The organism is Pantoea sp. BJ2, from assembly GCF_040255075.1.
GTDB classification, from domain to species: domain Bacteria; phylum Pseudomonadota; class Gammaproteobacteria; order Enterobacterales; family Enterobacteriaceae; genus Pantoea; species Pantoea leporis.
This window is the reverse complement of sequence record NZ_CP158293.1, coordinates 740,636-761,554: the sequence shown is the minus strand read 5'-3', so window position 1 is coordinate 761,554 and position 20,919 is coordinate 740,636. Positions and strand designations below refer to the sequence as shown.

Annotated in this window: 19 protein-coding genes and 3 pseudogenes; 10 read left to right on the top strand and 12 right to left on the bottom strand. The window is 49.7% G+C overall.

Features of this window, described 5'->3' with window-relative positions; translation table 11 throughout:
• The first annotated feature begins 107 nt into the window (after positions 1 to 107).
• Genes AAF463_RS23030 through AAF463_RS23010 form a run of 5 tightly spaced genes read left to right on the top strand, consistent with a single transcriptional unit; the run spans position 108 to position 4,899 of the window.
• Entirely contained in the window at positions 108 to 1,349 is a 1,242-nt protein-coding gene (locus AAF463_RS23030; RefSeq protein ID WP_350262466.1) for an MFS transporter, read from the top strand.
• A 17-nt stretch (positions 1,350 to 1,366) separates the two neighbouring features.
• Positions 1,367 to 2,530 carry a mandelate racemase/muconate lactonizing enzyme family protein gene (locus AAF463_RS23025; protein WP_350262213.1) on the top strand — a complete coding sequence of 388 codons (1,164 nt, stop codon included), beginning with the start codon at positions 1,367 to 1,369 and terminating at the stop codon, positions 2,528 to 2,530.
• On the top strand, positions 2,524 to 3,420 hold the full coding sequence (locus AAF463_RS23020) for a dihydrodipicolinate synthase family protein (protein WP_350262212.1): 897 nt from the start codon (positions 2,524 to 2,526) through the stop codon (positions 3,418 to 3,420). The genes AAF463_RS23025 and AAF463_RS23020 overlap by 7 nt, the downstream gene beginning before the upstream one ends.
• Entirely contained in the window at positions 3,417 to 4,313 is an 897-nt protein-coding gene (locus AAF463_RS23015) for a 2-dehydro-3-deoxygalactonokinase (protein WP_350262211.1), read from the top strand. Before AAF463_RS23020 ends, AAF463_RS23015 begins: the two co-directional genes overlap by 4 nt.
• Complete coding sequence (locus AAF463_RS23010; RefSeq protein WP_101761096.1) at positions 4,303 to 4,899, top strand: 2-dehydro-3-deoxyphosphogluconate aldolase; 597 nt, start codon at positions 4,303 to 4,305, stop codon at positions 4,897 to 4,899. Before AAF463_RS23015 ends, AAF463_RS23010 begins: the two co-directional genes overlap by 11 nt.
• Here the strand turns inward: AAF463_RS23010 and AAF463_RS23005 are convergent.
• Positions 4,876 to 5,571, bottom strand: a complete 696-nt coding sequence (locus AAF463_RS23005) for a helix-turn-helix domain-containing protein (RefSeq protein WP_101761095.1) — start codon at positions 5,569 to 5,571, stop codon at positions 4,876 to 4,878. The genes AAF463_RS23010 and AAF463_RS23005 overlap by 24 nt on opposite strands.
• A gap of 522 nt (positions 5,572 to 6,093) precedes the next feature.
• The gene (locus AAF463_RS23000; protein ID WP_192235509.1) at positions 6,094 to 6,750 is read right to left on the bottom strand and encodes a hypothetical protein; all 657 of its coding nucleotides are present in this window, start codon (positions 6,748 to 6,750) and stop codon (positions 6,094 to 6,096) included.
• Between the two features lie 298 nt (positions 6,751 to 7,048).
• Here AAF463_RS23000 and AAF463_RS22995 point away from each other — a divergent pair, with 298 nt between their 5' ends.
• Positions 7,049 to 7,489 carry a GNAT family N-acetyltransferase gene (locus AAF463_RS22995; RefSeq protein ID WP_271460567.1) on the top strand — a complete coding sequence of 147 codons (441 nt, stop codon included), beginning with the start codon at positions 7,049 to 7,051 and terminating at the stop codon, positions 7,487 to 7,489.
• 230 nt (positions 7,490 to 7,719) lie between these two features.
• Here the strand turns inward: AAF463_RS22995 and AAF463_RS22990 are convergent, their stop codons facing one another.
• The 7 genes from AAF463_RS22990 to AAF463_RS22960 all read right to left on the bottom strand — a co-directional run bounded on the left by AAF463_RS22990 (position 7,720) and on the right by AAF463_RS22960 (position 13,479).
• Positions 7,720 to 8,172, bottom strand: coding sequence for a GNAT family N-acetyltransferase (locus tag AAF463_RS22990; protein WP_271460566.1), 453 nt, complete (start codon positions 8,170 to 8,172; stop codon positions 7,720 to 7,722).
• Between the two features lie 169 nt (positions 8,173 to 8,341).
• The gene (locus AAF463_RS22985) at positions 8,342 to 8,743 is read right to left on the bottom strand and encodes a VOC family protein (protein ID WP_271460565.1); all 402 of its coding nucleotides are present in this window, start codon (positions 8,741 to 8,743) and stop codon (positions 8,342 to 8,344) included.
• Positions 8,744 to 9,158: 415 nt separating this feature from the next.
• Complete coding sequence (locus AAF463_RS22980; RefSeq protein ID WP_350262210.1) at positions 9,159 to 10,007, bottom strand: helix-turn-helix domain-containing protein; 849 nt, start codon at positions 10,005 to 10,007, stop codon at positions 9,159 to 9,161.
• 275 nt (positions 10,008 to 10,282) lie between these two features.
• Entirely contained in the window at positions 10,283 to 11,191 is a 909-nt protein-coding gene (locus AAF463_RS22975; protein ID WP_350262209.1) for an NmrA family NAD(P)-binding protein, read from the bottom strand.
• A 112-nt stretch (positions 11,192 to 11,303) separates the two neighbouring features.
• Positions 11,304 to 12,050 (bottom strand): NAD(P)-binding domain-containing protein, encoded by a 747-nt coding sequence (locus tag AAF463_RS22970; protein WP_350262208.1) that lies wholly within the window; start codon positions 12,048 to 12,050, stop codon positions 11,304 to 11,306.
• Between the two features lie 84 nt (positions 12,051 to 12,134).
• A complete protein-coding gene (locus tag AAF463_RS22965) occupies positions 12,135 to 12,845 on the bottom strand; it encodes a nitroreductase (protein WP_350262465.1) in 711 nt (236 codons plus the stop codon).
• A 202-nt stretch (positions 12,846 to 13,047) separates the two neighbouring features.
• On the bottom strand, positions 13,048 to 13,479 hold the full coding sequence (locus AAF463_RS22960) for a MarR family transcriptional regulator (RefSeq protein ID WP_110868376.1): 432 nt from the start codon (positions 13,477 to 13,479) through the stop codon (positions 13,048 to 13,050).
• Between the two features lie 382 nt (positions 13,480 to 13,861).
• Here AAF463_RS22960 and AAF463_RS22955 point away from each other — a divergent pair.
• The 3 genes and pseudogenes from AAF463_RS22955 to AAF463_RS22945 form a co-directional block, all read left to right on the top strand.
• Positions 13,862 to 15,405: pseudogene (locus AAF463_RS22955) on the top strand (methyl-accepting chemotaxis protein); the annotation flags it as partial.
• A gap of 381 nt (positions 15,406 to 15,786) precedes the next feature.
• Positions 15,787 to 16,942 (top strand): annotated as a pseudogene (locus AAF463_RS22950) (IS30 family transposase).
• Between the two features lie 163 nt (positions 16,943 to 17,105).
• Positions 17,106 to 18,461 (top strand): amidohydrolase family protein, encoded by a 1,356-nt coding sequence (locus AAF463_RS22945; RefSeq protein WP_350262207.1) that lies wholly within the window; start codon positions 17,106 to 17,108, stop codon positions 18,459 to 18,461.
• Between the two features lie 156 nt (positions 18,462 to 18,617).
• On the opposite strand, the gene AAF463_RS22940 is transcribed toward AAF463_RS22945, so the two are convergent.
• Positions 18,618 to 19,334 carry a YafY family protein gene (locus AAF463_RS22940; RefSeq protein WP_271460558.1) on the bottom strand — a complete coding sequence of 239 codons (717 nt, stop codon included), beginning with the start codon at positions 19,332 to 19,334 and terminating at the stop codon, positions 18,618 to 18,620.
• 57 nt (positions 19,335 to 19,391) lie between these two features.
• On the opposite strand from AAF463_RS22940, the gene AAF463_RS22935 reads away from it, so the two are divergent.
• On the top strand, positions 19,392 to 19,757 hold the full coding sequence (locus AAF463_RS22935) for a VOC family protein (RefSeq protein ID WP_271460557.1): 366 nt from the start codon (positions 19,392 to 19,394) through the stop codon (positions 19,755 to 19,757).
• 78 nt (positions 19,758 to 19,835) lie between these two features.
• Here AAF463_RS22935 and AAF463_RS22930 read toward each other — a convergent pair.
• Positions 19,836 to 20,438 (bottom strand): annotated as a pseudogene (locus AAF463_RS22930) (site-specific integrase).
• Positions 20,439 to 20,522: 84 nt separating this feature from the next.
• A complete protein-coding gene (locus AAF463_RS22925) occupies positions 20,523 to 20,774 on the bottom strand; it encodes a hypothetical protein (protein WP_350262206.1) in 252 nt (83 codons plus the stop codon).
• Positions 20,775 to 20,919 lie beyond the last annotated feature (145 nt).

Genomic DNA, 20,919 nt, shown 5'->3' with positions numbered 1-20,919 from the left:
CGCGACATTTACCCTCTGGAGGTCGTATGGAGAATTCAACCCGTCAGTATGGCGGTGAGTACGTGGCGACAAAAACCAATAATCCGCCAAAGCGTACTGCCAAAATCATGATGGCAGCCGGGATTGGTCATTTTATCGAGTGGTTCGATTTTGGCTTATACGGCACCCTGGCGGCGATTATTGCCAGCAACTTCTTTGTCAGTTCTGACCCTGCTACCGCACTTCTGAAATCTTTTGCTGTATTTGGATCCGGCTTTTTAATGCGTCCGCTGGGCGGCTTCTTTTTCGGTTCCATGGGCGATCGTCTGGGACGACGCAAAGTGTTGGTGACGGTAATTGTCATCACCTCAATATCTACATTTGTGATGGGCATTCTGCCGACCTGGCATCAGGTGGGAATTGTCGCACCGGTGCTGTTGGTGATGACTCGATTAGTACAAGGATTCGCCGCAGGTGGTGAGAGTTCCGGCGTAATTACCTATCTGGCAGAAAGCGCTGAGCCGCATCGTCGCGCCACGCTTACCTGCTGGAGTGAGAACTTCAGTTTCATGGCGTTTGTTTGCGGCTCTGGACTGGTGCTGCTGTTGACCTATTGGTTGGGTGAGACGGCAATGAATGACTGGGGATGGCGCATTCCTTTCCTGCTCGCAGCACCGCTCGGATTGGGTGGGTTATATATGCGCCGCAACATGGAAGATTCGGCTGAATTTCACAAGTTAAAAGCCACCGGCAAAATCGAAAAATCGCCACTGCGCACTGCCTTGAAAACCTCATTGTCGGCGTTGCTGTTTTGTACCGGTTTCGTCGTGATCAAAGCGGTCAGCAGCTGGGTGCTGCAATCCTTTATGCCCGGCTATTTGTCTACGCATCTGCACTACAGCCGTACTGATTCTTATCTCATCACCACGCTGGGCTTACTGAGCGTCGCTATTTGCATGCCAATCAAGGGCTACTTGTCTGATAGATGGGGACGACGGCCGCTGATGCTGGTGGCATGCGCTGGTTTCATCCTGTTGACCTATCCCGCCATGCTGCTAATGACACAGGGATCGGTGGGCAGCTCTATCGCGGCAATGAGTGTATTGGGTGTGTGTGTTGCGTTGTTTAACGGTGGCTGTGGCGCAGCAATGGTCGAACTGTTCCCGACGGCGATTCGCTATGGCGGCATCGCGATGTCCTACAACCTGACTGTGGCGGTGTTTGGCGGTGTAACACCCCTGGCATCGGCCAGCCTGATCTCCTTAACGGGAGATCCGCTGTCACCCGCCTGGTACGTGATGATCACCGCGCTAATTTCATTCATTGCAGTGTGGTTTGCAAAAGAAACTGCCGGAAAAGTGTTGAATTAACGGAAACTGGAGCCTTTATGCACATAACGAAAGTGGAGTGTTTCCCACTCAAAATCACCCCGGAGCATGCCTACCTCGGCGGTAAGCCGGACGGAACCGGTCCGGATTATTACTATCGTTCAGAATACCGCTGCGTCTACTCACGCAAGATGGAAACCTGCCTGGTGAAAATTACCAGTAGCGAAGGGCATATAGGGTGGGGAGAAGCCCTGGCGCCGGTGGTGCCTCAGGTGATCGCAGAACTGATTAAGCAGCTATTCGCGCCATTGTTGATAGGGGAATCACCATTCTCAAGCAGCGTGCTCAACTCAAAAATGTATGACTCCATGCGCGATCGTGGACATACCGGTGGTTATCATATCGACGCTATTGCAGGTGTGGATATCGCATTGTGGGATCTCAAGGGCAAAATTCTTGGTCTTCCGGTCCATCAACTACTCGGCGGTGCCTTTCGCGATGTGATCCCTTGCTATGTCTCGGGTTTACCTGAGCCTGATATTGAAAGCCGCAGCCGCCTCGCCAGGCAATGGCAGGAGAAAGGCTTTAATGCCGTTAAGTTAGCTCTAGGCTACGGCGTGCGAGAAGACATTAAAAATATTCGAGCCATTCGTGAAACGCTCGGCGATGAGGCGCAAGTCTTCATTGATGCGCACTGGAATTACGGTGTGGCAGACGCTACTGATTTAGCAGCGCAACTGCACGCGCTGGGCGTCGGCTTTCTCGAAGCACCACTGCTGCCAGAAGATATCGCTGGCCATCGCGAATTACGTGCCAAAAGTGCGGTCAGCATTGCGTTAGGTGAAACCGAGCGTACGCGTTATCAATTCAAAGCAGTGATTGAACAGCGCGCTGCAGATATCCTTCAGCCCGATGTCGGCAGAACCGGCATTAGCGAGCTGATGCATATCGCGTCGCTGGCCGAAACATGGAATTTACGTGTGGCACCGCATTTAAGCGTGGGTCTAGGTCCTTGCATCGCCGCGTCGATCCATGTTGCTGCCGCCATACCCAACCTGTTTATGCTCGAATATCAGCCGCCAGTTTTTGCCATCGCTAATCAACTGCTCAAGCAGCCACTGATTTGCGAACGCGGTGAGTATCACCTGCCGCAGGGCGCAGGGTTAGGCATTGAAATTGATGAAGATCGCGTGCGCGACGTGATGATGGAGGCTGCATGTTAAAAGGTAACATACCCATTCTCGCCACGGCATTTGATGAGCAGGGCCAGCTGGATTTGGCATCCATTGAACGTCTGGTGAAATTTCTGCTGCAACAAGGCATTGATGGTCTTGCATTGTTTGGCAATGCTTCCGAAGGCTACGCCTTAACGCAGGATGAAAAGCAGATCCTGTTCTTTTGCGTCAAAAAGCTGGTGGGGGATTTACCGCTGGTGGCTGCTGCTGGCGGTGCTTCATCCGCTGTTGCCATTGAAGACATCAACCGGGTGCATCGCTGGGGAGCTCAGGTGGCGATGGTCAATCCGCCTTCGGTGGTTAAGCCCGGTCCGGAGGAGATCTATCACTTCTGGCGAGACATATGTCAGGCCAGCGAAATCGATATCATGATCCAGGACGCGCCTCTGATGACGGGCGTTAACATTCCCGTTTCGACGCTGGTGCGTTTGTGTCAGGACTTTCCCGCCATCAGGTATATCAAAGTGGAACAACCGCCGACGACGTTGAAAATCACTGCGTTAAAACAGGCGCTTGGAGATAGCGTAGGCCTGTTTGGCGGCTTGAACGCAGGTTTCCTCTTTGAGGAGTTATGCCGTGGTGTAACGGGCACCATGCCTGCTTGCGAATTCCCGGACGTGATTAATGCCATCCTGGCGGCATGGCAGCAAGATCGTCAGGAAGCGCAAGCGCTGTTTTATCGCTATCTACCTTTCCTGCGCTATGGAGTGCAACCGGGGATCGGGGTAGCCATACATAAAACAGTGCTGCACCAGGCAGGGATTTTTGCCAGCGATTATGTACGTGAGCCGGCGAAAAGTCTGGATGACGCCACGCGTCGGGAATTGAAAGAGATCACGGATTTCCTGCCTCTCGCCGTGTTAGGAGGACGTCCATGAACTATATCGCGGTGGATTGGGGTACCAGCAACTTTCGCGCCCTCAGCGTGCGCGATGGCGTAGTGATTAAATCTGTGCAAGACAGCTGCGGCGTCGGCAAGTGCCAGCGCTCAGCGTTGCCTGAGATTTTAAAGCAGCAGCTGCATCGGCTAGAGGATGCTTACGATGAACAAATACCCGTGCTGCTCTGCGGCATGATTGGCAGCAATATCGGTATTGCTGACGCCGGTTACCTCAATATGCCACTTAGTTTTTCGCAACTGCTGGGTAAAGGCCTGGAACTGCCGGGTATCCTGCCAAATCCGCTGACCATACGGCCCGGTATTTGCGATAAACGAGTGAATGAGATCTGCCGTGGTGAAGAGATGCAACTGGCGGGTGCGCTCACGCTTTCTGATGCCTCCACATTCGCCGCCGTCGGCACCCACAGCAAATGGCTGTGGGTTGAACGCTCGCAGCAGCAGGTCACTGAGATGCAGACCTTGATGACTGGCGAACTTTATCATTTGTTACTCAATCAATCCGTGGTGGGTAAAGGGCTGCCGGAGCAAGTTCACTCACCGGCCGCTTTTCAGGCGGGTGTCGAAACCGCGCTATCAGTGGTGCATGATAAAGTTGAACTGGTGACGGAACTGTTTCGCTGCCGGGGCCGTTATATTCTTGGTGCTTTGGCTCAGGAACAGGCCGCTTCCTGGCTTTCCGGATTGCTCATTGGATACGAAGTTGCATGCGGACACCCTGGCGGCAATAAAACGGTATGCTTTATTGGTAGTGAAATGCTTTTGCCACATTACCAGTTGGCATGTGAGGTTTTGCATCGTCGTTATGAACTCTTAGCTGCTGAAGACGCAATCATTGCCGGATTAAATGGGGTATTTAGTTATGGTGGATAATCAGCAAATCATCGCTATCCTCCGCGGGATAACGCCAGAAGACGCAGTGCCGCATATTGCCTGCCTGGTTGAGCAGGGCATTCATCGTATAGAAATCACTACCAATTCACCTAACTGGGAAATCAGCCTGCGACAAGTCCGCCATCGCTTTGGGAATGATATCCAGCTTGGCGTGGGAACTGTCACCACAGAAGATCAGGTGCAGCGCAGTTTTGCAGCCGCTGCGGATTTTATTCTGACTCCTAATTTAAACCCGGCTGTGATTGCGCAGGCTAAACTATATGGACTTGTAGTGTACGCGGGGGTGTTTTCGCCGAGTGAAATATTCACTGCTATCGATCTGGGAGTGGATGTGATGAAAGTTTTTCCGGCCTGTTCGCTACCGAAAAATTACCCTCAACTGGTGAAAGGTCCACTCTCTCAGCCCGTAAGCTTTTCAGCCGTGGGCGGGGTAGGGGTGGAGAATGCAGCTGAGTTCCTGCGTTATTACGACAGTGTGGGACTGGGTTCTACGCTATATAAAACCGGGCAGCTCGTGTCTGAGACAGCTGCTCGTTGCGAGTTACTGCTGCAGCATCGGCAGTGATTCTCCGCTAATTTTCTTCGCTGCCGACGTAAGGTACAAACGTAAGCTCTCAATATCCATTTTTTCACTGCTGATATTCGATAGTGCGATCGCTGCCTGCATGCCGGGAATATTACATGCCAGACGGTAATCTCCCGCACCAAAATTTTTGGCAAACACCTGATGCCGACGCGACTCGTCAATATCATTTCTCAGCAGTTGATAATCGTGGATACCAATCTGGCTGATAATCTCTTCGTCGCTCATCGCTGATAGAAGCTTAATGCCGATCACCGAATCATGGACCGGATAGGACTCATAATTGCCTATGGCACGCGCAATACTCTTTCCGCCGCGGGTATGAATCAAATAGACCACCTTATTTCCACTTAGAACACCGATCACGATGGAGATGGCGTGATTCCCGCTCTCTTCAAGTAAGTCCATTACCGCATTGTAAAATGCTGAATTGTGAATCGCGTGAGCCGACAAGCGGTGGATACCGATACCTAAACTGTATTTGCGGTTGGCATCGCGCTGTACCATATCCAATGTCAGCAAGGTCTGTATCAATCGCGTAACCTTAGCTGAATCCAGTCCAAGCTCCCGTCCCATTTCACGAATTCCATGCGGACGAGTCGCTGTCGCAAGTAAGTTCAGGCAGCGGAAAGCATCGTATACTGTGCTGTTCATAGATGGCCTCATTGATAACTATGGTTTGAAAATGATAAATCCTATTGTTTCAGCGTGATATGAATTCAGAAAGAGATTGTGATGCACGTAAGAAGAAAGCATTAAGAGGGATAACCAGGTTAACAACCCCGGCTCATCAATATTAGTAAGAACCGCATAGCAAATGGTGAATAATGCTCCATTCGAAAGCCCGCTACATGCCATAAAATGACACTGATCAAAAATAATAATTTAACTGGCATGTGACGTATTAATCCTCTTGTTATTTTTTGAGCTATGCCATAAAACCGAATAGGAGGGCAGCCCCTCTTAAATTAGAAGGATAAATATCATGGGTCTTAAACCTGGTCCAAAACCAATAGCTAAATCGACAGGAAAGCCTGATCAGCGTCGGCGTGACAACAAAGATACTCCCGGAAATACTCCAGGATTAAAACCTAGTAAATCCACTGGGAAATAATAATATGGGAGGGTGATAAAGGTTAACTCCCTCCTATTCCCTAATTAATGGACACTCGCATCTTAAATCCTCCCACTTATAAATCGCTGTCCCCTAGGCACATCACTCACTCTTTTCAAAAAATCTCCAATCGAAGCCTCAATAACTGGCACACTAAGCGCCTCAGCATCAACAACCATCCGTAGCCCATGCCCATAAGCGAACCCCGGCAGAAATTGATAACTACAACATACATCCTGCTGTTCATCTTGTCCTATTTCCTGCTCACGCTTCTCAACAAACTGCCAAAATGTCAGCCCACCAAAAATCGCATAAGCCTGTTTTTCTCGGTGTAGAAAGGTACGGCTAACGATTTTGCCTTTGCTATTCACATTGGGAGTTGTTTCATATCGCGCCTCTTCTTCTTGTTCCTGCTGACTGAGCATCGCCCAGGTTTCATTGAATGCGCGATCATGTACCGCATCTTGAAACGCCAACTTAGCCGTGATGATTTCAGCATTCCAGAGATCGGCGGGATCGCGGCCGACAAAATAGATATCACTCCATGCCCAAATATGGTCAGGGTTATCTTTGTAGTATTGGATATCGCAATCATCATAGAACAACCCGCCACAACGCTGACGTCCACGATAGATACGGTTTTTAAGTTCGATGACTTTTTTACGACGCTGACGACGAGAAAGGGAAATGAAGGGGCGGTGTTTATTGAAAGGCGACATGGAAACTCCTTAACCGGCAACGCTAATGCGGCTGGAAGCAGTCCAGCCGCATAGGCTAGCAAAAGGCGAGGTTGAGGAACAGTCGTCACGGTAAGAAAATTTAACTGTACACCACCACTGTAATCCCTTCATCCGCATGCAATTAGACAACGTAACGGCTGCGCATAGGTCGCTGCAACCTCGGGAAATCCGCTATGAGCGAACAGCGGACATAATTAGCTACCTTAAACTTTATATTCCGTTGATTTTATTTTGACATTATTATGAAAATTATTCTGTCATACATGGAGTTAGACTAATGAGTATCTACCTAAGAACAGCTCAACTCTCTGATATCGAGGGTATGTTCGACGTCAGAACATCGGTAATGGAGAATCACCTGAGTCGTGAAGAGATGCGGCAGATGGGTATTACCGAAGGCGTCGTAGGCGATATGATTGAAAAAAGTCTTTGCGCATGGGTTGCGACTGAAAATAACAAAATTATTGGCTTCTCCATGATTTTGCCGGATGAAGGCTGTCTGTTTGCAGCCTTTGTTCTGCCTGAATATGAAGGCAAAGGAATAGGTCGCAGGCTTGTTAGGCTAGCTGAGCAGGAGTTATTCCAACATCATGAGATTGCCTGGTTGGAAACCGATAAAAATAGTCGAGCGGCGAAATTTTATATGCAGCTCGGTTGGGGTAATGAAACAGATCTCAATGGCACTGACATCAAATTAGAGAAATCTCGTGGCGTTTAATTCACAGCAATTTTAATCGATGTCCGCTTCTGGCACTAAGCGGACCTAAGACCGGGAACGGTCCGCTATGAGCGAGGTGCGGATGTTCGCAATGGTTGTTACCGCGAAGGATGTATTACTAACGTTGCGATGTGTTATCGAACAGGGAGCGCGCCAATCCCTGCTGCGCATCATGGTCTGGTGATGCCGTTTTCCCAGCAGACATCCTGCCTGACCACATCCGATATCGTCTAGGCCAAGCGCTTGAGCATGTGGATAGCGACTCCGCCGTTGCGTTCTTCACTGCGCTCAAATTCATAGCCTAATGATGCGTACAGGTGAAGATTCACTTCAAATAGCGAGTTCGTATAAAGCCGGACGATATCTAAACCGGCCTGAATTGCCAAATGCTCTGCATGAGCCACCATTTTTCTTCCATAACCACGTTTCTGAAAACGCGGGCTAACTGCTACGTTTTCAATGAGGATATCTTCCTTGCGCTGAATTGTTTCAACGAGCGCGGCCAGATCTTTGCCACAGAACAAAAGGTCAACTCTGTGTTCTTTGATGAATGCAGCATGATCTGACGTCATCGGAAGAGGTTCTCGACCAATCACAGGCACCCACTTGGCGTAAGCCATTCTGGTAAGTGCCGTAACAGCCTCTGCATCACTAATCGCTGCGATTCGAATCGTCTCGGTCATGGTGTTATTTCTCTCTTTATGACTTGGAGTGGCGCTGAAAATTTAACGCCTGAGTTCTTCACAGAACCGCCGCCGCTCCTCAGCGCGGTTGGAAATTAGAGGCAATTTTAAACGAACAGCGGACCGGGCATTGAAACCAGTTATGCGTGGTAACCTGATCCCTAAAGCTTTAATTTTGCTTATTCTGGTAGAGATCCCAGCGATTGCCGTAGACGTCCTCAAACACAACAACCATCCCGTACTCTTCCTCACGTGGCTCCTGACAGAAGTGAACGCCCTTAGCCTTCATAGCGTTATAGTCGCGCCAGAAGTTGTCTGTCTGTAAGAACATGAATACACGCCCGCCGCACTGGTTACCGATAAAGCTTTCCTGCTGTTCATTTGAAGCACGGGCCAGGAGAAGATTACAGTCGCTTTCGGGATTTGGCGTCACAACGACCCAGCGCTTACCCGGTTGCGGCGTGTCTTCTACCAGCGTAAATCCCAGCTTGTCGGTGTAGTACTCAATTGCTCGGTCATAGTCATCGACCACGATGGCCACATATCCCATGCATCGTTTTTGCGTTCTCATTTTTGCTCCATCAAGTTTAGAAACAGCGCCCTTGAAATTTGAAACAACTTTCTAACACAAATTAAGGCTATTACCCGCATTGATCAGTGCAAATACTAACGTTCGCTTTTGGCACTGAGCGGACATGCTCGCGTGGCAAGGTCTGCTGTGAGCGAACAGCGGACGTTTACCAACTTTAACTTGCATATACTCAATTTTTACACTGTATATAGGCAGCTACCGGCACGTTTATAAGAAACAATCGACATGCAATCTGCGTATCTACTGGAACAAAATGCGTGCCCCGTGCAATATTCCCACCAGGTATTTTGCCGGAAATAAATTTTTCAAGGCTTATTAGTATTTCATCTGAAAGATTAATTCATAGCTGCGTTAAATATCCTTTAAGAAGTCAGGAAACCGGCTCACAACGCGTTTAGATTGCTGTCACCGGTATGTAATAATCCCCCTGAAAGTGAGATGACATAAGGTTTGCCTCATGGCCCGGCCCCATAATGAATAAGTCGTGCCCGTCCCGCCGGGCTTCAGCACGGCGCGGCAGAATGTGCCGGTAAACATTCATCTGCATTTCAGTCAGTTCTGCCGCACTACCTTCAAACGGGAAGCGCAGGAACATGCATGGACTGGACGTCTTCTTCCCGCCACGCTCATCTTTATCCTCGCGACAGCCAAAGGTCAGTGTCAATCGAATATTGCCGGAGGAGCTGTCAGGCTCAAAACGTTCTGCGAACCAGGTGGGGGATTCTCCGCGAAGGAGGCGCGCCGCCTTTTTAAGGCCCTGCTCACGCTGCTCCGTGTGGAAATCAATACTGTAAAGGTCGGCGCTTTCACACTGGTAGCTGAAGGTCACATCAGAAAGCGCGGGCGCGCTAAGCCATGTAGTTTCCGGTTCCGACATGGTGCCAGCGGTTGATAAAAGACTGGGCTGCAGGCCGCGAAAATGCCACTCCCTGGTCTGCCTGTAACGCGCCGGGGGCAGACAAAAATATTTTGTAAAGGTCCGGGTGAAAGCCTGCTGATTGGTAAAGCCGAACTTTTCAGCCGCATGGATAACAGGTGCGCTGGTCATTTTCAACAGGATGGCCGATTCGGACAGTCTGCGTTCGCGAATGTAGGTGGCCAGTTTCATGCCCGTTTCCTGGCGAAACAATCGCTGGAGATGCCACTTACTGTAACCGGACTTCTCTGCCACTTCGTCGAGGATGATTTTTTTATCAAGATTCTCTTCAATCCAGATAATGAGATCGCGGGTAAAACTTTTCATTTGGATTGGTCCCGGTGCATCATTAAATTACGCATCGCTTGTTACCCATGTTCATGAGCAAAAACAGATGCGTTGTTGAATGCCTGAGAAAATAAAGCCGCTGGTTATTGTCCAGTGAGACGCTTTAAATGAGGCCTGAGAGGCCTTTACATGCGCTAAGTCACGCGTGTCTGCGTCCGGGCAGGGAACCTGCCGCAAAAAATCATAACTCAACAAGGCTGGCAAAAACGTGCTCGTGAATAAAATGCCAGCATCTCACGAGCACCGGTACTTTCTTATTGAAGGTTCTTTGCTGAAGCAATTAGCTGACTTTTATTTTCAGTCAAATATTCCCGCACCGTTTTCGCTGGCCTGCCGAGAATATAAGGAAGATCGTTTTGCACCATCGACATATAGGACATCCTGCCATCAAGCATCTGGGTAACGAAATCAATGTTTGCACTGGCGTACCAGCTGTCAGCCCCTTGAGAGATAAGTGAATCAATCAACTGACGGAATCCTTCCAGTCCTTTGTCTTCGCACCTGATTTCAAGCCCGGTTACCTCACTCATCAGCGCGGCAATTTCTTCACCGTTCAAACTTTCCACGCTCAGCCAGTAATGCTGACCGGCATGACGCGCAGGCCCATCGAAGAGCACTTTTGCGGCTACGGCGGCAATGTCCTCGGGCGCGATATAGCCGACTCTCCGATCGGCCCAGTAAGTCGTGTAGGTGAAATTTTTGGGGATATAAAGACCGGTGAATACATTCATAAACATATTTGGATGGAGATGCGTCCAGGCAATACCACTCGCCTCGATATATTTTTCAATCATCTGATGCCATGCAAAGTGGGCATCCGTGGTATCCCATTCAGCGAACACACCCACATGCACGATATGGCTCACACCTGCCTTTTTGGCTGCATCCACCAGGGTTTTACTCTGCGTGAGCATGGCAACGCTGTAGCCGGTTAAGAGGAAAACGCGATCTACGCCCGCGAGCGCGAGCGCGAAGGTCTCCGGTTTATCAAGATCGAGATAAACGCCATCTTTTCCATCCCTGCGCAGCTGGTCTACCGTGTCTTGCTTGCGTGAAGCGATACGAAGATGAACCTCTTTGTCGTCGAGTTCTTTGACGATATGGCTACCGATAGTTCCGGTAGCGCCCAGAATCAGTACGACGGGCTTCTGATGCATTGCCATGAGTTCAATACCTTATTCAGTTTGTTGATAGAGCGTCAGAGCGTCGACACGTTTCAGGAAAGGGCATGTCTGAACCGGCCACAACGGCTGCATACCCGGGTCGCTGCGTGAGCTACATAAAGAGCGCGCGCGTCAGACGCACGGCATAGTCCGAGTCGGGATTAGTGGTGCTGTCGCCAACCCGTTCCATAATCGCCTCGATGGCGAGGTCACGACGTTTCGGCAGGCGGGCCCGCTCGGTCGCGGTCAGAGCATCCGGCACCTCATCGCGCGTCAGATCCGTGCAGTAAACTGGCGCTCCGGGCTGCTGGCGCCATGATTCGCTGAGCGGTCCCGCATAAACAGCGTCGAGCCCGGTCTCGTCGACCAGCCTTATCGCCACATCCCGTTCACGCTCGCCGCTGGCAGCAACGGGAATGGCGATCCGCCCGGCTGTCCCTGCAGGGAGGCCTTTCTGTGCAAAGGAGGCGGAAGTAATGGCGTTCCACGCTTTGGCGATGGGGCGGCCAAGCTGCTCTGCAACCCACTCGCTCTCGGTTTGGCCGGCTTCGATGTCAGCGATTTCACCGTCACGTTTTGGATAGTAGTTGGAGGTGTCGATTATAACGGTGCTGGCAGGCACGCTGGCGAACAGCGGGGCGATCTTCGGAATGGCGCTGAGTGGTGTCGACAGGATCACTACGTCGACGCCCGTCAGGGCTTCAGTGGCCGTGACGGCACGGGCGCCATGAGTCAGGATTTCGCCTTCGATCGTGTCAGGACCGCGTGAATTCGCGACCTTGACGTCATGACCAGCAGCGCTGAGTTTCATAACCAGCGTTTTACCGATATTGCCGGTGCCCAGTATGCCAATATTCATGATCTCATCCTCGTTACGATTAATCGCTGTGTAATTGATGCGGTGGAGGACGGGGCGGATAAAACAATGACGCCCCATCCTCTGTCAGTCGTGTAAGGTGACACTGGTGTCGACCGGTACACGATCCATGCGGAACCGGTTACCGGGCGCCGCCTCATCCGGGTAGCCGAAAGATATGCCAAAGAGCAGTTTCAATTCGTCAGGCACGCCGAGGAATTCACGGATTGTCTGGGCAAAAAAACCAAGCGAAGTTTGGGGAATACCACCGAGACCACGCGCCGCGAGCGACAACAGGAAGGTCTGTCCATACATACCGATGTCTCCTGCAACGCGCACATTGTCACCAAATGAGGGCATGAACAGGAACGCGACCTGGGGAGCATTAAAGAACGAGTAGTTCATCGCGCCCACGCGATGCCGCCCCTCCTTGTCCTCGCGCATCACGTTCATGGCTTCATAATAGGCCTTGCCTAGCGCGTCGTTACGCTTACGATATTCGCCGTAATAGTCGTTCTGGTCGAAAGTAAAGTCCGGTGTGAATTCTCCAGCATCGTTTTTGACGTGCAGAATTCTGGAGAGCTGCCTGAGCTTCTCGCCGCGGACGATGTGCGTATTCCAGGGCTGCGTATTGCAGTTAGAAGGTGCGTACTGAGCATCTTCCAGCACCTCCCGGATAATGCTTAAAGGCACGGGATTATCGAGAAAGCCACGGACAGAGCGACGCGTGCGGATAGTTTCTCTGAACGACAGCGTTTCATCTGGTGAGGTTTCGGCGCTGGAATGAATGAGATTCATAGTCATAACTGCTTCCTTTGTTAGGGTGAGTGTCTGTCAGGTAGCCATAACCATAACGTCATGGACACGACGGCCCTGGGCGACAGTTTCTTTCGATCATCAGATGACCTTAATGGCGGGTCATATTCCGCCCAAACATCTCTAGTCAGCAAGACTCTAGCGTACTAGATAAATTAGCAAAAACAGACTGTAGTCGGCCTCTTTAATCGTTTCGAGGTCTACAGAGGTCCTGCAAAGTCTCGCGAAGCAAAATAAGTCCAGCTTCGTCCAGCTTACAGGCACTCTTGATCTTCTTAGTAACGCCCAAGATTTCTTCCCGGATATTCTCGGCACGTGGGGTCAGATTGACCAGCACACGTCGTTCATCGTTCGGGTCTCGGGTACGAGTAACAAAGCCGGCTGTCTCAAGACGCTTGACAAGCGGCGTGATAGTGCCCGTGTCCATATCGAGAGAGGTGCCAAGCGTGCCAACTGATAATGGCGATCCGTTCAGGAGTTCGAGTATTACCAGGTACTGCGGAAACGTCAGCCCTAACGGCTCCAGGAACGGCTTGTGCATCCGGGCCATACGGTTAGCTGCCCCATAGAGAGCAAAAGAGAGCTGCATACCAACGCTGCGGGACATAGTCATCATTATCTCGAACGATATCTTCTAGTGCACTAGAGTAAGCCATTACACAACTTTTTCAAGAACCATGACCACCTTCCTGGCCAAAAAATCGTCGGCTGTGCTGCGCTCCTTAAGCCTGAAAAGGCTATCTGGATTAAGTAGTGAAAGGCGGTTGGCCTGTTCTTCAACGTAAGCTTACAGGCATTGGCCCGATTATTTCCCGGTGATAAATTAACATAATGGTTGCTAAATCCGCTTCTGGCACATTGCTGATGGCCTCTTCTGAAAGCAACAATCAGCTAACACATCTGCATACACTTGTAACTAAAGCCCGCATTATTTCGCCCGAAACTGTTGATGAAAGTAAGCAATAACTTACCAAACACAGCAAACATCGGAGCACGTAATGACCATTTCACAGCGGCTTTTCCTGACCTTCTCGCTACTGGCGATATCACTGATCGCACTCGTTACCACATCCGTTAATGTGGTGACCGGATTTCAGGCACGTTTTAAGTACGTGCAAGAAAACACTATCCATTCCATTACAGATATTGACGACCTGATTGACACGAGCAACAAAATTATCATTAGTCTTTACCGGCATCAGAGTTCAAAAATCCTCAGCCAGCAGGCAAAGTTTGAAAAAGAGATTAATGAAAATATCGACCAGCTGACGGAAGGTACCCGGCACTATCTTGAGGTGAACGTTTCTAACGACGAAGATCGACAGATGACTGAGCGTGAACTTGCCATTATTCAGCAAATGCGTGCCAGGTTACCGGCTTTTTTTGCTGGTTCCAGAGCGCACAATGATGATGTGGCGATGCCCGACCTGCAGGGAAATGACGGTGTAGGCGCTACCACCCGTAGCCTGATTTATGACTATCTGAAGCAGCGTCAGCTTAACGTCGGCATCGGCAACGCATTCGACGCGCATAACACCCGTACTTATCATAAGACTTTATGGACACTCATCGCGGGTTCTGCCGCGGGTATCGTGATACTGGGTTATTTCACGGTAAGAACCATTCTGTCTATTCGCCGCCATATGAATGGCATGCGTACCGTAATGGAGAGCGCAAGTGAAAATCTTGATTTAACCCTTAGGGCAGATGAGTCTCGTCGCGATGAGATAGGGCTTACCGCGAAAGCGTTTAATCAACTTGTAAGCAAGGTTGACACTTCACTTAAGACCGTCGGGCAGGCGGCATACTCCGTCAGCGTTTCTTCAGGCGAAATAGCCGCGGGCAATGATGATTTATCCTCGCGGACCGAAGAGCAGGCCAGGCTGCCTCCCTGGAGGAAACCGCAGCCAGCATGTATCAGCTCAGCGAGACGGTCCGGCAGACGGCCGAAAACACCCGGCTGGCCAGTAAGCTGGCGAAAAATGCCCGTGAGATTTCTGATGACAGTTCCGTCAAAGTCAGCACCATGATTGGTACTATGTCAGACATCCGGAGCAGCTCGGCCAAAATCACAGACATCATAGCCCTGATTGAGGGCGTGGCATTCCAGACCAATATCCTCGCACTTAACGCAGCGGTCGAGGCCGCCCGCGCCGGTGAGCAGGGTCGTGGTTTTGCGGTTGTGGCTGGCGAAGTCAGAAACCTGGCACAGCGCTCTTCCGCCTCTGCCCGTGAAATCAAGGCGCTGATTGAATCCTCCATTGCTTTTGTTGAGGCGGGTACGTTACAGGCCAGCGAAGTTGGTGAGAACATGACGCGGATGGATGACGCTGTTCGTCAGGTCAATGAGCTGATAGACGGAATTTCGGTTGCCGCGCAGGAACAGTCTCTGGGAATAAGCCAGGTGCATCAGGCGATCAATCAGATGGATGACGTGACGCAACAGAATGCCTCGCTGGTCGAAGAAGCATCCGCCGCTGCCCATTCACTGACCGAACAGGCTGAAGCGCTGAATGGCATGGTCTCAGCGTTTACTATTAGTGAAGGCGTTTCTATCCTTAAACCAGAAGTTAAGCTACACAACAGCAGACTTGTTATGCAGCCGGTAACGTAAAAGCCGTTGTCTGAAACATTCCACAGTAGCGACGACAACTGGGCTAAGTGCTGACAAAATCAGACAGCCGGCGGTACATACGGCTGCCTGAGCTTATCCGGCTCACACAAGGAAATCCGAATGCACAGTAAGATAAAGAGTGGCGCTGCCGAAACTAATTGGTCAACTTGTTGGTATGGGTACTCGAGCCCTCTATCCCCACAGGCAGGTAACACTTATCCATTATCAGGCTGTAGTACAATGAAGCCAGGCAATGTTCGCTTCGGGTTGTGAGTTCAACGCTATCCTTAACCATGGGGGGACGTTGCCATGAAACAAAGAGCGCTCACTTTTTACACGACAGAACAGAAAGCGATTGTCTGGGCCAGATAATCGCGAGGTGATTTCCTGCATGATATCGCCAGAATGTTCGACAGATATCATTTTTCTATTATGCACACTATTCAGCAGACTGGTGGGTATCGCCCCTGGTGAGAAAACGGTATCGGTAATCTTTTTCACTTGCTGAAAGAGAGGAAATATCCAGAGGGCTGGTAGCAAAAATCACCATCAGGGCGATCGCAAACAACTTATCAAGAGCCCCCTCAGCGATCAGCCGCTTGATCAGGAGGTACAGAGGTGCAAAACAATACCGGGCAGCAAAAGCCAATGCTGCCGCGTGGGAAAGTGCTCTGAGACCAAAACTCTGCAAGCTAATGAAAGCACCACATTGTGTAAAATTATTGCTGAGAAGATGCATCAGGACTGGTCGCCGGAATAAATCGCCGGTTGGCTGAAACCCTGTTATCCAGATAATCAGGAAATGCATGTGTCACACAAAATGGTTTAAAAAACGCATTTTATACAAATCCGTGGAGCATTAAAAAACAACTGCATCAATGACTCAGAAGCGGAAGAACGGTACGTTGATCCCCAAAGTCTTCACTTAAAGGGAAAGGATTGGGATCAATCCCGGATGCGATATCTGTCACCCAAAGGCCAGCTGAAGCCGCAGACAGAACCATACCTGGCCACTGGGGAGGTGATCTGATCCAGGGCTCTAAAAACTCCTCTTTCGTCATCCTCGTTGAACGCCGTTTCCGCTTTGTTATGCTCACCATAATCACGGACAACAAAAACAAAATTGTTATATCTGCACTCATCAAATAAGCGCGCGAATTACCTATTGAGCTTTATATAGCATTAACATGGGATCGAGGCGCTGAAATGACCAGCCACGCTCGATTTACTGTAGCGACAGACATTCAGATTTATTTATGTGATCCTCAATCTCCCTGGCAGCGTGACTCAAATGAAAATACTAACAGGCTGCTCAGACAATATTTTCCAAATGAACTGACCTGTCTGTTAACAGCCAGCAAAGACCTACAGTGTTGCCACTCAGCTAATTTAAAGGCCGAGAAAAACGCCAGACTATAAATCACCCGCAGAACGGTTCAATAAGTGTATTGCATCCATCGGTTGAACTCATAGTGAGAAGCGGACGTTCGGAATTTTTCTCACAGCCCGATAGAAGCATCACAAATATTGCACTGAGTTAAAAAGGCATCAAATCAACAGATGTCTCATCAGCGCAATGACAATGCCTATACTCTGAGTTAACCCTATTGATTTACGAAGGAGTAGGTATGTCCTGTAAACTTCAGGCAGTACTATTTATCGCCTGTTTTTTCTCTGCTTCAGTTAGCGCCGCCCCTCAGAATACTCTACTTATCCGCCAGGGTTACCTGTTACCCATGACAGCCAACGGACAGGATCAGCCCTCGACCGACATCCTGATCCGCAATAACCAGATAGTACAGATCGGAAAAAATCTTGTCGCCGCCGACGCAAAGATAATTGACGCCCGAGGTAAATATGTAATGCCGGGGTTCGTCGATGCGCATAATCATTTATGGGTCACCACCATGCGTGGCCAGTTCAGAAATAAACAGGGAAAGTTTTTCCCTGTCAGTAACAAGTTAGCAAAGAAGATGCAGCCGGATGATATTTGGCTGGCAATTTATTCTGGTTCGCTTGAACTGTTACAATCTGGAATCACGACTACTGGCGACTTCTTTGATAACATTCATGGCCCTGCATGGGGTGATGCTGGCTTCAGAGCGCTCGAAAAAAGCGGCATTCGCGCCATCATGTATTACGGTGGTCCCGATAAAACCACAAAAAGAATGATTGATTTGACGCACTTGGCTGAACTCAAAAAGCAGTCAACGGATCGTGTTCAACTCGGGCTGGGCTGGCGGATCCCCAGGGACTTATCCAGCCAGCAGAACTGGGCCATGCGGGATAAAGAATACAGGTTTGCTGTTCAACACAATTTGCCCATTCAGGTGCATGTCAGCGGCGATGCCCGCGCAATGTTCGATGCACTTATAGACCGTCAGTATTTATCGCCATCGCTGACAGTGATACACGCAAGCGATGCGCTCCCGCAGCAGTTAAATGCTCTGCAAAAATCGGGGGGTGGGCTGGTATTAACACCGGTCAGCGAGCAACGAGTTGGTTATGGGCTGACCCTGCTTAATCACTTTCAGGACGTTGAAAGGCAGGGGCTGGGCATAGATGGTAATGCATTGTCTGGCGGGGCTAACATGTTTGAAACGCTCCGCACAGCCGCGCTTACTGAAAGTGGTAAAGCAAAAGATGAAACGCTTCCAGACGCGCGCCAGCTTCTGGCGTTAGCAATGCGTCGCTCTGCTGAATCGATAGGGCTGGGGGAATTAACCGGCACCCTTGAAGAGGGTAAGCGGGCAGACATTCAGATAATTAATCCCAACACGCTGAATATGGCAGGATTTGGCGGTGGCGACCCGGCAGCCCTCATCGTCTACTCAGCTCAACCGGAAAATGTAGAGACGGTCATTGTCGACGGCCGCATTATCAAAGCAGATGGAAAACTACAGGGTATTAATCTGGAAGAGCAGCTAAGAGCGACTAATGCTTCTGCAAAAAAACTATTGGAACATAGTGAATCGCACATGTAATGAGGCCTGCTAATGTGCCAGCCATGAGGACATAGCAACGTCCGCTTTTGGTACAAAGCGGACAGGCTGATTGAGCTGGAGATCTACTATGAGCGAAGAGCGGATATATTTTATAGATAAGACAGACTTGGATTTTCTGGAGCAATCATATCCATTTCAGCTACGCGTGGGAACAATGTTATCCAGACCTGCATTACGCCATATACGGAGTAAACTATGCCGGGAATGAGGATATCCTTCCTGCAGGTGCTGAAGAGATTTTAATCGCGTTACGTCGAAATGACGGAAGTCGTTACGTTCTTCACACCATGCAGCAAGCACAATAGCGCCGGAGAAGTAACCCAGCGCGAAAGGCCATATCGTTCTTTCACTCATATTACCGAGTGTGTCTGTATAACCTGCACGGATTTTACGTCTCCACCTGATGGCGCTTCGAACAACGCTCAGGTTTTCAAAGTTGTGATGAGCTTCCTGTCTCTTTCCCACCAATAATGTCGAGTCATCAAACAGTGTCTGTAACTGTGGCGGAAGACCGTGGCGGACTTTCCCCGTTACTTCTGAAGCTGCTTTAGCAATCCCCTTATCACCATATGTGGCTACCCAGCGTAAACCGAGCGCCAGTGCATCAAGCTGTTCGGGGGTAAACATCACCGGCGGTAAATGATGGCTCCGGGAAAGGATATATCCTGTGCCAGCCTCTCCCTGAATGTCGGCACCCTGAGCGCGTAGTGCGCCAATATCACGGTAAAGTGTACGAAGACTGATTGAAAGTTCTTCAGCCAGCCTGTGGCCACTTATCGGATAGCGATGCTGATAAAAAATCTGCAGAAGATTGAGAAGGCGTTCTGCTCGTTTCGGTCCTGATGCTGACATGTTCTGTCAATGCTCCCTGCAATAGTGAAGTCTCATTCTTTTTGGCGTGAGAGACTCATGATACCTAACCTGATCATTCTTTATGTTGATAACCCGATTGTGAGCAGTGGATTTTACCAGAAGCTATTCAATACAGAACCAGACGTGATGCTTCCGACGTGGGTGGCTTTTTCCTTTAATAACGGCCTGAACCTTGGACTATGGTCAACGACAGCGAGTGACTTTGTATCCTGCGGTGAAGGTAGCCGAACTGAATTGAGTTTTATGGTGAAAGATATTCAGGAGGTTGATGTGCTTTATCAGCAATGGTCAGAGAGCGGTGTGCAGATAGAACAGGAGCCCAAACATGCTGTTTTTGGCAAGACGTTCGTTGCGCTTGATCCTGACGGGCACCGTATCCGGGTATGTATCCCGGACGAATAAGTTAAAACGCTTACCTACCCATTTTTGAACCTGACGTATTCGCTTCTGGCACAGGGCTGCTGTTGCAGCCCTCACAGGCTAGACTTCAATTGACTCCGATATTTCCAGAGCATCATCTACTTCAATGCCAAGGTAACGTACTGTGCTTTCGAGTTTTTTGTGCCCCAAAAGTAACTGGATTACCCGAAGGTTCTTCGTTTTTTTATAGATAAGATATGGTTTGGTTCTGCGCATTGAGTGCGTACTGTAGAGCGTCTCATCGAGACCAAGCTTCCCAATCCATCCATGAAAAATACGGTTATATTGTCTGGTTGAGATGTGTCTTGAAGAACCAACGCGGGACTGGAAGAGATAGTCGCTATTACTTAGTTGAGCCATTTTGATCCACGCGGCTACAGCCTCTCTGGTTCACTTAGTCAGTTCAAACTGAACAGGGCTGCCCGTTTTCTGCTGCAGCACTGTCGCTCTGCCCGAAACAGAGTGCCCATAGGCTATATCAGAAACTTTTAGCTTAACCAAATCACAGCCCCGAAGTTTACTATCCAGAGCCATGTTAAAAAGAGCCAGATCACGAACTTTTCCTTCCAGCTCAAGACGGATACGAATTCCCCAGATATGAGAGATCTGAAGAGGCCGTTTCTGGCCGATAATGCGGCTTTTGTTCCAGGGGGATGTTGTCATGTTCAATCTCCATTGGGTTAGGAGATGTGATTATGAGTGTCCCGTATGAGCGATCTGCGGACCTTGCAATAATTAATGATCTCCTTACTTGATGCCATAATTAGCAGGTATAGACCTGACGTAGTCTGCAACTTCTCCATTATAAAGAGCCGAGATACTTTCAAAGACATCCGCTATATCTTTTCGGCTAACTTCATCAAGGGACTGAAGAGTTCCTGCAATACTCTCTTGCATCTCAATGGCCACATCAGGATTAATTAAAGTTTCCTCGGTAAATTCGAGTGCGATAGCTATATCAGCTATGACTTTCACTAATTGTATAGATTGTGATGACATATGAGCCTCTTCTTAGCTTTTGACTAGATTCCTGCGCATCAACTTAACATGAAGTTAGCAACGTCCGCTTCTGGCACAAAGCGGACATGCTCGCGTGGCAAGGTCTACTATGAGCGAGAAGCAGACCTATCGGCTCTCAATGTAG

What these genes read in the sequence shown, in the direction of transcription:
- AAF463_RS22965 (WP_350262465.1), bottom strand. Translation starts at nt 12,845, where the DNA reads ATGAATCTCATTCATTCCAGCGCCGAAACCTCACCAGATGAAACGCTG.
- AAF463_RS22925 (WP_350262206.1), bottom strand. Translation starts at nt 20,774, where the DNA reads ATGTCATCACAATCTATACAATTAGTGAAAGTCATAGCTGATATAGCT.
- AAF463_RS23015 (WP_350262211.1), top strand. Translation starts at nt 3,417, where the DNA reads ATGAACTATATCGCGGTGGATTGGGGTACCAGCAACTTTCGCGCCCTC.
- AAF463_RS22945 (WP_350262207.1), top strand. Translation starts at nt 17,106, where the DNA reads ATGTCCTGTAAACTTCAGGCAGTACTATTTATCGCCTGTTTTTTCTCT.
- AAF463_RS23020 (WP_350262212.1), top strand. Translation starts at nt 2,524, where the DNA reads ATGTTAAAAGGTAACATACCCATTCTCGCCACGGCATTTGATGAGCAG.
- AAF463_RS22935 (WP_271460557.1), top strand. Translation starts at nt 19,392, where the DNA reads ATGATACCTAACCTGATCATTCTTTATGTTGATAACCCGATTGTGAGC.
- AAF463_RS22985 (WP_271460565.1), bottom strand. Translation starts at nt 8,743, where the DNA reads ATGAGAACGCAAAAACGATGCATGGGATATGTGGCCATCGTGGTCGAT.
- AAF463_RS23005 (WP_101761095.1), bottom strand. Translation starts at nt 5,571, where the DNA reads ATGAACAGCACAGTATACGATGCTTTCCGCTGCCTGAACTTACTTGCG.
- AAF463_RS23030 (WP_350262466.1), top strand. Translation starts at nt 108, where the DNA reads ATGATGGCAGCCGGGATTGGTCATTTTATCGAGTGGTTCGATTTTGGC.
- AAF463_RS22995 (WP_271460567.1), top strand. Translation starts at nt 7,049, where the DNA reads ATGAGTATCTACCTAAGAACAGCTCAACTCTCTGATATCGAGGGTATG.
- AAF463_RS23000 (WP_192235509.1), bottom strand. Translation starts at nt 6,750, where the DNA reads ATGTCGCCTTTCAATAAACACCGCCCCTTCATTTCCCTTTCTCGTCGT.
- AAF463_RS22980 (WP_350262210.1), bottom strand. Translation starts at nt 10,007, where the DNA reads ATGAAAAGTTTTACCCGCGATCTCATTATCTGGATTGAAGAGAATCTT.
- AAF463_RS23010 (WP_101761096.1), top strand. Translation starts at nt 4,303, where the DNA reads ATGGTGGATAATCAGCAAATCATCGCTATCCTCCGCGGGATAACGCCA.
- AAF463_RS22960 (WP_110868376.1), bottom strand. Translation starts at nt 13,479, where the DNA reads ATGATGACTATGTCCCGCAGCGTTGGTATGCAGCTCTCTTTTGCTCTC.
- AAF463_RS22975 (WP_350262209.1), bottom strand. Translation starts at nt 11,191, where the DNA reads ATGGCAATGCATCAGAAGCCCGTCGTACTGATTCTGGGCGCTACCGGA.
- AAF463_RS22990 (WP_271460566.1), bottom strand. Translation starts at nt 8,172, where the DNA reads ATGACCGAGACGATTCGAATCGCAGCGATTAGTGATGCAGAGGCTGTT.
- AAF463_RS22970 (WP_350262208.1), bottom strand. Translation starts at nt 12,050, where the DNA reads ATGAATATTGGCATACTGGGCACCGGCAATATCGGTAAAACGCTGGTT.
- AAF463_RS22940 (WP_271460558.1), bottom strand. Translation starts at nt 19,334, where the DNA reads ATGTCAGCATCAGGACCGAAACGAGCAGAACGCCTTCTCAATCTTCTG.
- AAF463_RS23025 (WP_350262213.1), top strand. Translation starts at nt 1,367, where the DNA reads ATGCACATAACGAAAGTGGAGTGTTTCCCACTCAAAATCACCCCGGAG.